At 62.4% G+C, this 12,956-nt stretch carries 7 protein-coding genes; all 7 read left to right on the forward strand.

The features are described from left to right. Positions 1–196 precede the first annotated feature (196 nt). The gene (eprS, locus tag KHO27_RS22360; protein WP_214500787.1) at positions 197–3,196 is read left to right on the forward strand and encodes an autotransporter serine peptidase EprS; all 3,000 of its coding nucleotides are present in this window, start codon (positions 197–199) and stop codon (positions 3,194–3,196) included. Positions 3,197–3,363: 167 nt separating this feature from the next. Then, the gene (locus KHO27_RS22365; RefSeq protein WP_250888472.1) at positions 3,364–6,345 is read left to right on the forward strand and encodes an autotransporter domain-containing protein; all 2,982 of its coding nucleotides are present in this window, start codon (positions 3,364–3,366) and stop codon (positions 6,343–6,345) included. A 757-nt stretch (positions 6,346–7,102) separates the two neighbouring features. Further along, the gene (locus KHO27_RS22370) at positions 7,103–8,065 is read left to right on the forward strand and encodes a proline dehydrogenase family protein (protein WP_111531916.1); all 963 of its coding nucleotides are present in this window, start codon (positions 7,103–7,105) and stop codon (positions 8,063–8,065) included. A 175-nt stretch (positions 8,066–8,240) separates the two neighbouring features. Further along, positions 8,241–9,302, forward strand: a complete 1,062-nt coding sequence (locus tag KHO27_RS22375) for a threonine aldolase family protein (protein ID WP_111531915.1) — start codon at positions 8,241–8,243, stop codon at positions 9,300–9,302. Next, positions 9,299–10,603 carry an ATP-grasp domain-containing protein gene (locus KHO27_RS22380; RefSeq protein ID WP_214500789.1) on the forward strand — a complete coding sequence of 435 codons (1,305 nt, stop codon included), beginning with the start codon at positions 9,299–9,301 and terminating at the stop codon, positions 10,601–10,603. Before KHO27_RS22375 ends, KHO27_RS22380 begins: the two co-directional genes overlap by 4 nt. Beyond that, positions 10,600–11,823, forward strand: coding sequence for an MFS transporter (locus tag KHO27_RS22385; protein WP_214500790.1), 1,224 nt, complete (start codon positions 10,600–10,602; stop codon positions 11,821–11,823). The genes KHO27_RS22380 and KHO27_RS22385 overlap by 4 nt, the downstream gene beginning before the upstream one ends. Continuing rightward, entirely contained in the window at positions 11,810–12,931 is a 1,122-nt protein-coding gene (locus KHO27_RS22390; protein ID WP_214500791.1) for an aminotransferase class V-fold PLP-dependent enzyme, read from the forward strand. Before KHO27_RS22385 ends, KHO27_RS22390 begins: the two co-directional genes overlap by 14 nt. The last annotated feature ends 25 nt before the right edge of the window (positions 12,932–12,956 follow it).

Below are 12,956 nucleotides of genomic sequence, written 5' to 3' on the forward strand. Positions count from 1 at the left end.
TCAAAGTCTCCTCGGCAACCTGTTCGAGCAGGTAAAAACGCATATTAGATATGCAGTGCTGGCGCATCGCGTAATCGAGAAACGTCATATCCTTCTGCTGCTCGATGAAGCCGTGCCTTGCGGCCTAGCGATGCAGTAACACACTGGTCGACCCAGGATGGGCGATCCGACAACAAGAACAAGAGAAGTCATCGACATGGATGTGAGATGTGATCAGCTCAAGACGCTGACGGGCACGCTGTGCCTGGCATTTGCCAGCGGCCTGCCGCTGTCGGCTGCGGCGGCCTATCAGGATACTGGCCGCCTGGGCGACCCTGCCAGCTGGCGCTCGGTCGAATACCTGCAGGACTGGGGCCTGGAGCGCATGCAGGCGAGCCAGGCCTATGCCGCCGGGTTCACCGGTGCCGGGGTCAGCATCGGCGCCCTGGACTCGGGATTCGATCCCACCCATCCCGAAGCCAGCCCCGGGCGTTTCCACGCGGTCACCGCCACCGGCCAGTACCTGGACGGTACCCCGTTCAGTGTGTCCGGGGTGCTCAATGGCGCCAACGACAGCCATGGTACCCATGTCACCGGCACCATGGGCGCGGCCCGTGATGGCGTGGGCATGCATGGCGTGGCCTTCAATGCCCAGGTATACGTGGGCAACACCAACAAGAATGACAAGTTCCTGTTCGGCACCGATCCCGATCCGCGGTATTTCAAGGCGGTCTACGACGCCTTGGTGGATGCCGGGGCGCGGGCGATCAACAACAGCTGGGGCAGCCAGCCCAAGGATGTCAGCTACCAGACCCTTGGCGACCTGCGCGCGGCCTACGCCCAGCATTTCCAGCAGGCTACCTGGCTCGATGCCGCTGGTGATGTGGCGCGTCGGGGTGTGATCAATGTGTTCAGCGCCGGCAACAGCGGTTATGCCAATGCCAGCGTGCGCTCGGCGCTGCCGTACTTCCAGCCGGAACTCGAAGGCCACTGGCTGGCGGTATCGGGCCTGGACAAGAACAACCAGCAGAAATACAACCAGTGCGGCATCGCCAAATACTGGTGCCTGGCGATCCCCGGGGCGGCAATCACCAGTACGGTGCCCGGTGGCGGGTATGCCACCTACAACGGTACTTCGATGGCCGCGCCCCATGCTACCGGGGCTTTGGCTGTGGTCATGGAGCGTTATCCCTATCTGAACAACCAGCAGGCCCTGCAAGTGCTGCTGACCACTTCGCGCCAGCTCGATGGCTCGCCGACCCAAGTGCCCAGCGAGCGGGTGGGCTGGGGCGTCCCGGACCTGGGCCGGGCCTTGCACGGCCCTGGGCAGTTGTTGGGGGAGTTCAATGTCAACCTGGAGCGTGGGCAGGGCGATAGCTGGAGCAATGGCATCTCCGACCAGGCGCTGGTGCAGCGGCAGGCCGAGGATGTCGCGGAACGCCAGGCCTGGCAGCAGACCCTCAAGGATCGTGGATGGGAGCATGGCCTGGCTGCGGGCGCCAGCCAGCAGGACCGCAGTGACTATGCCCTGGGCATGGCCCGTGACGCAGCGGCTGCGCAGCGGGTTTACCAGGGCAGCCTGGTCAAGTCCGGGGCCGGCTGGTTGGTGCTCACGGGTGACAGCAGCTACCGCGGCCCGACCCGCGTCGATGGCGGGTTGCTGGCGGTTAACGGCAGCCTGCAATCAGCGGTGACGGTCAATGCTGGCGGTACAGTGGGCGGCAATGGCCGGGTCGGTGCCCTGATTGGCAACGCTGGGGGCGTGGTGGCCCCGGGTAACTCCATCGGTACCTTGAATGTCGCCGACAACCTGGACTTGCAGCCGGGTTCGACCTATCAGGTGGAGCTGTCGCCTGCGGCCAGTGATCGACTCGTGGTGGATGGCCAGGCCAGCGTCGCTGGCGCCAATCTCAGCCTGGTGCCCCAGGCTCGGCCGAACCTGCTGGCCGGTGGCCCGGTCACCAGCCTGGTGGGGCGCCAGTTCGACATCCTGCAGGCGGCAGGCGGCGTCGATGGGCGCTTTGCCCAGGTCCAGCCCGGCTACCTGTTCCTTGGGACCTTGCTCGACTATTCGGCCAACGGTGTGCAGTTGGACGTGACGCGCAGCGCCGCGACGTTCGACAGCGTCGCGGCCACGCCCAACCAGCTCGCCAGCGGCGCCGCCGTGGAGCGCCTGGGGCCGGGCAATCCGGTGTATGAAAGCCTGCTGCTCTCGACCTCGGCGGACCAGGCCCGAGACGGCCTGCGCCAGCTCGTCGGAGAGATCTACCCGGCGCTGGACTCGATGCTGCTCAGCCAGGGCTCGGTGTTGCGTGATGCCTTGGGCGAGCGTGTGCAAGGCGCCGCACTGCCTGCCAATGCGCCTGGCACGACGGCGCCCGAGACAGGCTCGACCCAGCTCTGGCTCAAAGGCCTGGGCAGTTGGGGGCGCATCGAGGGCGTGCAGGGCAGCGAGTCCTATACCAGCTCCCTGGGCGGCATGCTGCTGGGCCTGGACCGGGACTTCGACGAGCAGACCCGCGCCGGCCTGGCTGCCGGCTACAGCGACAGCTCCCTGGGCATGGGCGGCAGTCACTCCCGGGCCACGGTCGACAGCTACCACTTGGGCGCCTATGTCCGCCACGACGTCGACCAGCTGCGCTTGAGCCTGGGCGGCAGCTACAGCTGGCACCGCGCCGAAGTTCGTCGCGACCTGGCCTATGCCGAGGTGTCCGGCCGCCAGCGCGCGCGGATCGATGCCCGCAGCCAGCAGCTGTTTGCCGAGGCGGCCTATCGCCTGGCGATGCCGGCGGTGCAGCTGGAGCCGTTCGCCAACCTGACCTACCAGCACCTGGACCGTGATGGCTTCCATGAGAAAGGCGATGCCGCAGCGTTGCAGGCGGGCGACGAGCAGCGTGATGCCTGGTTAAGCACCTTGGGCCTGCGTGGGCGCCAGCAATGGCAAGTGGGCCCGCAGCAGGACCTGCAGCTGGCGGCGAGCCTGGGCTGGCAGCACCGGCTGAGTGGAACCCAGGACCGCGAGCACCTGGCCTTTGCCGGCAGTGACCTGCCGTTCCGGGTGGAGACGTCGCCGGCCTTGCGCGATGCCGCGCTGGTCGGGCTCCAGGCACGGGTGGGACTGACCCGCGACCTGGACCTGAGCCTGGACTACCAGGGGCGCCTGGCCAGTCGTGAACAACAGCATGGCGCGGGGCTCAACCTGCAATGGCGTTTCTGAGGCGTCGTGGCGCCAGTTGTTGCAATACGGAGTTCGACCAACGCGGTATTCAATCCATACAACTAAGGAAGGTCGTAGTGAAGCGAGTCAGACAGGATGACAGCGCACTTGGGCAGGGCTGGGCCCTGGCACCACTGGGGCGGGTATTGGTGGGCTGGGCGGCATTGATGGGCACGGCCCAGGCCGCGCCCTATGTTGAGAGTGGCCGGCTGGGCGACGCCAGCAGCTGGCGCAGCAGCGAATTCAAGGCCGACTGGGGGCTGGGGGCGATCCATGCCGACAGCGCCTATGCCGCCGGCTACAGCGGCAAGGGGGTGAAGCTGGGAATCTTCGACCAGCCGGTGTATGCCCCGCACCCCGAGTTCGCCGGCAAGGACAAGATCGTGACCCTGGTCACCAGCGGCATCCGCCAGTACACCGACCCCTACATCCCGGTAAAGGCCGGTGATGCCTTCCGCTACGACGGCAGCCCGTCGGTAGGTTCGGATGGCAAGCTCGGCTCCCATGGCACCCACGTCGGCGGGATCGCCGCCGGCAACCGTGATGGCGTGGAGATGCATGGCGTGGCCTTCAATGCGCAGATCATCAGCGCCGACAACGGCGACCCCGGCCCCGAGGATGGCATTGTCCTGGGCAACGATGGCGCGGTGTACAAGGCCGGCTGGGACAGCCTGGTGGCCAGCGGCGCGCGGATCATCAACAACAGCTGGGGCATCGGCATCACCGATCGCTTCGCCAAGGGCGGGCGTAATCCGGACTTCCCGCATTTCACGGTGGATGATGCCCGGGCGCAGTTCGCGCAGATCCAGCCGCTGCTGGGCACCTTGCCTGGCGGCGCCTATGACGGCGCCATCGCCGCCGCCCGTAGCGGCGTGCTGACCATCTTCGCCGCCGGCAACGACTACAACCTGAACAACCCCGATGCGATTGCCGGGTTGGGCTATTTCGTCCCCGAGATCGCTCCCAATTGGCTGACCGTGGCGGCGTTGCAGCAGAACCCCGACACCAGCAGCGCCAACCCGTACCTGATCAGCACGTTCTCTTCGCGCTGCGGCTATACCGCAAGCTTCTGCGTATCGGCCCCCGGTACCCGGATCTACAGCGCGGTGATTGGCGGCACCAGCCTGGCGGACCTGACCCAGGGTTACGCCAACAAGAACGGTACCTCCATGGCCGCGCCCCATGCTGCTGGCGCAGCGGCGGTACTGATGGAGCGTTTCCCCTATATGAGCGGCGCGCAGATCGCCAGCGTGCTGCGCACCACCGCAACCGACATGGGCGCGCCCGGTATCGATGCCCTGTACGGCTGGGGCATGATCAACCTGGACAAGGGGATCCGCGGCCCCGGCATGCTGGTTACCGAGCAGGACATTCCCGAGGAGTTGCGTATCGCTGGCGGCTACGGCCCAACCCAGTTCGTCGCTGACCTGCCGGGTGTCGGCGCCCTGGTGGATGCCGGCAGGCCTACTGAAAGGCGCTGCACCGACCTGAGTTGCGTGCTGGACCTGTGGAGCAACGACATCTCCGGGCATGGCGGCCTGACCAAGCAGGGCATCGGCACCCTGGTGCTCAGCGGTAACAACACCTACGCCGGGCCGACGCTGGTCAACCAGGGACGGCTGGCGGTCAATGGTTCGCTGCAGTCGACCGTGACGGTCAACGACGGCGGCGTGCTGGGCGGCAATGGCAGGATCGGTGCGCTGGTGGTCAACCGCGGCGGCGTGGTGGCGCCCGGTAACTCCATCGGCACCTTGCGCGTGGCTTCCGACGTGACCTTCCAGCCGGGCTCGACCTATGCGGTGGAGGTGGACAGCACCGGCAGCGACCGCCTGGCCAGCGATGGCCAGATAGCTGTGGGTGGCGCGAACCTGGCCCTGGACCTGCAGAACCCTGGCGTTTCGCTGCAGTCCCAGCAGGCCACCAGCCTGGTGGGGCGGCAGTTCGACATCCTCGATGCCGCAGGCGGCGTGCAAGGCAGTTTCGCCCAGGTGCAGTCCAACGCGTTGTTCCTCGGTGGGGGCTTGGCGTATACCGGCACTGGGGTGCGGCTGGCGGTAGAGCGTAATGCCACGTCGTTCGCCAGTGTCGGCCTGACCGCCAACCAGCGTTCGGTGGCCGCGGCGGCCGATCGGCTCGGCGCGGGCAACCCGGTCTACGAGAGCCTGCTGTTGTCGGGCGATGCCGGCAGTGCCCAGCAGGCGTTCGATCAACTGTCCGGGGAAATCCACCCGGCGGTGGGTAACCTGTTGCTCAACGACAGCCGCCAGTTGCGCGACGCCGTGGGCGAGCGTACCCGGCTACAGGGTGTGGAAGGCCAGGACAACGGCCTGTGGGTCAAGGCCCTGGGCGCCTGGGGCAAGGCCGACGGTGATTCCGGACATGCGCGCTATAGCAGTTCGATTGGCGGCATGCTGCTGGGGATCGACGGGCAGATGAGCGAGGACACCCGTGTCGGCGTCTTCACCGGCTACAGCGACAGCTCGCTGAGCATGGGCGATGGCCGTCATTCCTCGGCCAGCGTCGACAGCTACCACCTGGGTGCCTATGCCGGCAAGGAACTGGAGCAGCTGCGCCTGAGCGTGGGCGCCAGCCACAGCTGGCACCGTATCGAGACCAAGCGCGAACTGCAGTACAACGAGGTCAGCGATCGCCAGAAGAGCAAGCGTGATGCCCAGAGCACCCAGGTGTTCGGCGAGGCGGCCTGGAAGGTCGAACTGCCGAGCGTGGCGCTGGAGCCGTTCGCCAATCTGGCCTACGTGCATATCGCCAGCGACAGCTTCAGGGAGCATGGCGGCGCTGCCGCGCTGAAGGGTGGGCAGGATAACCGCGATGCCTGGCTCTCGACCTTGGGCATGCGGGCCGGCAAGCAATTGCAGTTGCCCAGCGGCCAGGCGGTTGAGCTTGCCGCCACTCTGGGCTGGCAGCACAACCTGAGTTCTACCGGGGCCAACCAGCACCTGGCGTTCGCGGGCCAGGGCGATACCTACAAGGTTCAGGCGCTGTCACTGGATCGTGATGCGGCAGTGGTCGGTGCACGGGTAGGGATTGCCCTGAGTCGCCAGGCCCGGGTCAACCTGGACTACAACGGACTGCTGGGTAGTCGCGACAAGAGCCACGGGGTCGGCCTGACCCTGGATTGGGCGTTCTGACGCCCCGTTTACCCTGGGAGAGACTGCAGAGCGCGAAACGCGACAGGTTAAATGCTCTGTTCAACGCTGCTCAGCCCCTGCGACGTTAATGTGCAGGGGCTTTTTATTGAATAGAATCCTTGTGACCTGAAGCAAAAAGCGCTGCGTCATGGCCTTTACAATTGGACCAAACAGCTCGATTAACCTGATAACACTGGATTCAGTTTTTCTAAGTGGTCTTTTTTGCTTTGATGTCTTATCGCCACTCGCGATAAAATACAAGGCGTTCTGGACAAAACCCAGCAGTTAACTACCCCTCATTTGAATGGTTATCCATCACCCTCATCAACTGGGTGTTATCAATACCACTTATAAAACGACCCTCCATTCGATAAATTTATCGTTGTGGTGCCCCCTGCCGAACGAAGTAGTAGCGCTGCTACCGCACGCAAGTTTTTGTTCAACTAACTGATCTGTTGAGTTTTTATTTATTTTTAGTAGGTGGCGATGTGATGGCCTTTTCCAGAACGCTCTCCCTTATGCACATTCAGTTGGCCACAGGCTGATGTCGTTATTTGATAGTCGGTCAGTGCGCCGTAGCAAAACGGTAAACATCTGTTTGTACGGTCTACCTGGCGACTGCCCCCGGCTTCGATGCTGGACAATGTAAACAGTGCCTGCTTAGGATTTTGCAGCTGATCGATTCAGCCGTTGTTGCCTATTGTCGAGTGGCCGTACAAGAGACGTACGCCGTTGCCCTGCTCAAGGAGAGAGACTGATGGTTTCCCAGGAAACGTCTACCCTGGCTGCCGCCGCCCTGAAGAAACTGGCCATGAACAAAGCGTGCAGGGAGGCGTTCAGTGAGGACGCCTTGTTCTTCAAGTTGTTCGAGCCTGCCGCGCAACGCTATTTTCTTGCGGCGAACCGGGAAGCCCTGCTGCCCAAATTGCAACTGCTCAACGGCAAGGGCTATGCGCTGAGCGTCGAGTACGTGGGCGAGGAGAACGCCGACCCGGCGGTGGTGCAGCGTTTCGTCGATGAATACCTTGCTTCGATCCAGCCATTCGCCGAAGCGGGGCTCAGGCCCCAACTGAGCTTCGACCTCAGTGCCGTTGGCCTGGCGGTCTCCCAGGAGATGGCCTACAAGAATGCCTCCACCATCATTGCCGCTGCGGCGGAACATGATCTGCCGGTCATGATCAGCATGGAACACGCCTCGGCGGTGGATAGCATCCTCGAGGTATACGGCGAATTGGCGCCTGCCCACGCAAACGTTGGCGTGACCCTCCAAGCCTACTTGCACCGCACCCTCGACGACTTGCCGAAGGTCCTTGGTTACGGGCGCAAGGTCAGGTTGGTCAAGGGCGTGTACAACGAACCATTGGAAGTGGCACTGCCACGCGGCGACGCGCTGGATGAACGCTACCTGAACTTGTTGCGCAAAGTGCTGGACGCGGGCGTATCCGTCAGCTGCGCCACCCAGGATCCGGCGCTGATTCCGCGGATTCTGGCTGAGCCACGGCATGCCGCGAACCTGGAACTGGAGATGCTGCATGGTGTGCAACCGGCAGTGTTGCGCCGGGCCAGGGAGGCCGGAGTGCCTTGCCGTATCTATGCGGTGTACGGCGGTAGTTGGTACCTGCACTTCTTGCACCGTTTGGCGGAGTCGCCAATCGAGATCCTGGGGGCGCTGGCCGATTTCAGCGACCCTTCTCGCGTTGTATTTGGCGCCGATTACTAGACCGCCCTGCGGTTCCTATATCCGTTGACCTGCCTAAGTTTCAGCTGACGTTGGTTTCCCCTTCGTTGCTTCGCGCTTGAACGGCAATGTTTTGACAATAAACGTGAAAGTTTCACACGGTGTTCCGTGTGAACTAAAAGGCATGCCTTTCACATGACAATATCAGGGAGTAGACATGTTCATTGACCTCAGAAGCGATACTGTAACAAAGCCCACGGAGGGTATGCGCAAGGCAATCTACGAGGCCGAGGTCGGTGATGATTGCTTTGGGGAGGACCCCAGTGTCAGCGCGCTGGAAAGGTATTGTGCGGACTACTTCCAGAAGGAAGCCGCGCTGTTTACCACCGGTGGCACGTTGAGCAATCAATTGGCGATCAAGGCCATGACGCGGCCGGGCGACGAGATCTTCCTGGATGCGTCCTATCACATTAACTTCTATGAATCCGCTTCGACTTCGGCCTTCTCCGGGGTGAACTTTTCCCTGACCCAGCATGACGATGGCTTGTTCGATGTAGCGGACCTGGAGCGACTCCATGCCTCCAAATGCCGTTGGAGCCAGAACTATGCGACGCCTCGTGTCGTTGTGGTGGAAAACACCCTGGGTTGCAAAGGCGGCGGCATCTTTCCGCTCGAGCAGATGAACCAGGTGTTTGCCTATGCCCAGCGTATCGGCGCGTACCGCTACCTGGATGGCGCGCGCATCCTGCATGCGTCAATTGCTACCGGTATCGATGTGACGTCGTACACCGACAATGCCGACCTCTTGTCCATGTGCCTTTCCAAGGGCCTCGGTGCTCCGGTCGGTTCGATCATGATGGGGTCGCGCGAGCTTATCCAGCAGGCCAAGAAGTACCGCAAGTGGTTCGGCGGCGACCAACACCAGAGTGGAATGATGGCCGCGGCGGGTCTGTACGCCATGCGCAACAATATCGAGCGCCTGGCCGAGGACCACGAGCACGCGGCACTGTTGCATGCCCAGTTCACCGACGTGGACGAAGCGCGCTCGGGCTACAAAGGGACCAACATGGTCACCCTCGACATTTCGCGCCTTGGGGTTACGCCGATGCGCTTTGCCGAGCTGCTCAAGGAGCGTGGCGTGGGGGCGCTCCCCTACAACGACAAGGAAATCCGCCTCGTCCCCCACATCAATATCGACCGTGCCCAGATCATCAAGGCTGCAGAGCTGATCAAAGCACAGGTAGGTGAACTCGCCCATGCCAAGGAGGCCGTGAAATGATCTACAAGAAGAACGTGGTGCTGGTGGTGGATGCCTATTCCATCGGTAGCCTGATTGCTCCGGCATTCATTTCACGCGGCTACGAGTGCATTCATGTGCGTTCGACCGACAACGTCAATGCGTTCTACGAGTCGTGGTTCCGGGCAACGGACTTCATCGCCGATCTGCATTACCAGTCCGACGCAGCGCTCGATGAAGCGCTGAGTCAGTACAGCGTACAGTTCGTCCTGGCGGGATGCGAGTTCGGGGTCGAGCTGGCGGCTCACCTGGCGGCGCATTTCAATGTCGCACGCCACAACGATCCGGCGCACGCGATTCGCTGGAGGAACAAGTATGAAATGCACGAAGCCCTCAAGGGCGCGGGGGTGCGCTCCATCAAGCATTTCCGTTCGGCGGAGCTGGCCGAGATCCAGGCATGGATCGAACAGCAGGATCTCTTCCCGGTTGTATTGAAGCCCATCAACAGTGCGGGTTCCGACAATATCCATATTTGTACCAATGCCGACGAGGTGGCCCACGCCTTTGCGACCATCAAGTCCAGCCGCAACATTTTCCTGGCGCAGAACGAACAGGTTCTGGTGCAGCAGTATCTGGACAACTCCGATTTCTTCTCCGAACTGAAGTCGGACAAGGGTAGGGACGTCGATATCGAATACTGCGTCAACACGGTCAGCGTGGACGGCCAGCATTTCGTCAGTGAGATCATTCGCGTGTACCGCACCCGCATCGGTGCCGCGCCCGTGCATGACTACAACCAGCTGATGTGCCCGGTCGACAACCAGGACGTGTACCGCCGCTTGTCCGAGTATGTCTTCTCGGTGCTGGATGCCTTGGGCATCAAGCAAGGGGTCGGGCACAGCGAGCTGATGATCGTCAACGACGAGCCGGTTTTGCTCGAGACTGCCGCCCGCATGCCAGGAGGGATCGACCTGTCGGCCTATACCCGGGCCCTGGGGCACAACCAGCTCAATCTCTGGGTGGAGTCGCTGATCAATCCACAAGGCTTCCTGGAGTACCGGGCCCAACCCAGGAAGAAACTTTACTTCCACTCCAGCTGTGTCTTCCTCATTGCCCGTGCCAGCGGAACCATCAGGCAGCGCCCAGATATTTCGGTGTGGAAGCACATCCCTGGGTTGCACAGCATCAAGATCCAGCATGAGGGCATGCTCAGCGAGACGAATTCGCTGGAGAACTCTCCAGGGCATGTATTCATCCTGGACAAGGACCGCTCTTCGATTCAGGACAGCATCCAGCTGTTGCGAGAGGCCGAACCGGCCATCTATCAGGGCATGCTGGCATGAAGCAGGGCGCTGCCGAGCTGACGCTGGCCGAGGGCAGGCTGTACACCCCGCCGGTGATGCTGCTGCTGTCGGCCACCTTCATCCTCACCCTGGCGCGGGCAATGACCCTGCCTTATCTGGTGGTCTATTGCGCGGAGCGCTTCGGCCTGGGGGTGGCTGATGTCGGGTTGGCGCTGGGGGGGGCGTTGATGGCGAGCTCCCTTCTCAGCCTGTACGGTGGTTTCCTGGTCGACCGGTTTTCCAGTTATCGGATTCTCCTGGTGGCCGGAAGTCTGTTCGCCCTGGCGTTTGGCGCTGCCTTTCATACCGCCATGCTCGGCGTGTTCTTCCTGGCGATCGTGGTGGTGAACCTCGCCTATGCAGTCATCGATATCGCTGTCAAAGCCTGCATCGGCACACTGGTGGTCGCGCAGCGAAGAGGCGCGGTGTTCTCGGTCAAGTACACACTCACCAATATCGGCTTTGCCGCCGGGCCATTCCTTGGGGTCATGCTTGCCAAGGTAAGCCCTGGGGTACCTTTCGCGGCTGCCGGACTGGTGGGAGCGGTGTTCGTGCTGGCGTATGCCTTGCTGGGCGAAAAGTTATCCACACCCGTTGCCAGCGCCCCGGCCGAGCAGGGGTTCTTCAAGGTGCTCGGGTATCTCTTCAAAGACTATCGCCTGGTGTGCTTCACCGTGGGTGGCCTGCTCAGCGTGATCGTGTTCGGCCAGTTCTCCGCCTACCTGTCCCAATACCTGCTGGTCACCAGCAGCCCGGAGCACACCTATCAGGTCATCAACTACCTGGTCACCACCAATGCCTGCGTGGTCATTGGCTTGCAGTACCTGGTGGGCTCGCGGATCAACCAGGGCAATCTGTTTCGCATGCTGTGCCTGGGAATGCTGTTTTTCCTGGTGGGATTGGTCGGCTTCAGCGTCGCCGAGCAAGTGCCGGTGTGGGTGATCGCGATGATCGTGTTCACGGTTGGCGAAATCATCATCATCCCCACCGAATACCTGTTCATCGACTACATCGCTCCTGCGCATCTGCGCGGCATCTACTACGGCGCGCAAAACCTGTCGAACCTGGGGGCTGCGCTGGGGCCGGTGCTCTGCGGGCTGGCGCTTTCGCTGTACCAGCCACAGGTCATGTTCTATGTGCTGTGCCTGTGTGTGGTACTGGCGACGGGTTTCTACTACATGGGTTGCAAGGCCAAGGAGGGTGCGCATGATTCACTTTAATACCGCCGGCGCGGGGCTATTGTCGGCGCACGCGTTGGAGGCAATGCAGGGGTTTCTGCAACGCGAACGGGATCAAGGTGGTTACGAGGCCGAGCTGGCCAGCGCGCAAGTGTTGGACAATGAGCTCTATCACAACATCGCCCGCCTCATCGGGGCGCAGCCCGGCGACATCGCGCTGTTCGACAGCGCGACGAAGGCCTGGGTAACGGCGCTCGACGCACTGGATTGGCACGTCGGTGACCGTGTCCTGGTAACGCCCTACGAGTATGCGGGCAATCTCATCGCTCTCGAGCACTTGCGCCAGCGCCATGGGGTGGCGGTCGATGTCATCCCCTTGCTGGAAAACGGCGACCTCGATCTGGCCTGGCTGGCCGAGCATCTGCGCGATGACGTCAAGCTCGTCTCGATCGTCCACGTGCCGTCTTGCTGCGGCATCGTCAATGATGTGGAGGCGGTCGGGAGGCTGCTGCGGGGCCACCCTTGCGTCTTTTTCGTCGACGCCTGCCAGTCGCTGGGGATGTTGCCGATCGATGTCCAGGCCATCGGCTGCGATGTGCTAACGGCTGCCGGGCGCAAGTTTCTCTGTGGCCCCCGAGGTACCGGGTTTGCCTACTTGTCCGAGACGTTTCGCACTGTAGCGAGGCCGAGATTCACCGATCTGCACAGGGCGACCTTCAGTGTTGCCAATGGCGTCAGCCTGGATCAGCAGGATGCCCGCTGCTTTGAGTATGCAGAACGAAACAGCGCCGCGCTGGTAGGGCTGAATATCGCAGTGCAGGAGCGGCTGGCGGGGGGCTATGTCGATGATTGCGCGGCTTACCGGTTCCTTGTGCAGGCGCTCGAGGGCAATGCGCAGCTGCGCCTGATCGCTCCTGGGGCGCGTCAGCGAGGGATCGTGTCGTTTTTCCATGCAGGGGTTCCTGCACCTGAGGTGGTCAGCAGGCTTCGCTTCAATGGCATCAACTGTTGGGCAGGTTATGCCGCTCACACGCCGTACTTCATGAGTGACCGTGGGGGCCCGCGTTTTGTGCGTGTTTCGCTGGGATCCGCCAGCACCGTTTCACAGGCCGAACAGTTCGTGCACTTGCTGCGAAACATTCACCAGTAACGACTGTGGCGTGAGTGACACCGCC

Source organism: Pseudomonas sp. RC3H12 (assembly GCF_018596375.1).
In the GTDB taxonomy this organism is placed as follows: domain Bacteria; phylum Pseudomonadota; class Gammaproteobacteria; order Pseudomonadales; family Pseudomonadaceae; genus Aquipseudomonas.

Bases quoted from the DNA above. Each gene is read 5' to 3' on its own strand.
- KHO27_RS22365 (WP_250888472.1), top strand. From the start codon at position 3,364: ATGGGCACGGCCCAGGCCGCGCCCTATGTTGAGAGTGGCCGGCTGGGC.
- KHO27_RS22380 (WP_214500789.1), top strand. From the start codon at position 9,299: ATGATCTACAAGAAGAACGTGGTGCTGGTGGTGGATGCCTATTCCATC.
- KHO27_RS22385 (WP_214500790.1), top strand. From the start codon at position 10,600: ATGAAGCAGGGCGCTGCCGAGCTGACGCTGGCCGAGGGCAGGCTGTAC.
- KHO27_RS22375 (WP_111531915.1), top strand. From the start codon at position 8,241: ATGTTCATTGACCTCAGAAGCGATACTGTAACAAAGCCCACGGAGGGT.
- KHO27_RS22370 (WP_111531916.1), top strand. From the start codon at position 7,103: ATGGTTTCCCAGGAAACGTCTACCCTGGCTGCCGCCGCCCTGAAGAAA.
- eprS (WP_214500787.1), top strand. From the start codon at position 197: ATGGATGTGAGATGTGATCAGCTCAAGACGCTGACGGGCACGCTGTGC.
- KHO27_RS22390 (WP_214500791.1), top strand. From the start codon at position 11,810: ATGATTCACTTTAATACCGCCGGCGCGGGGCTATTGTCGGCGCACGCG.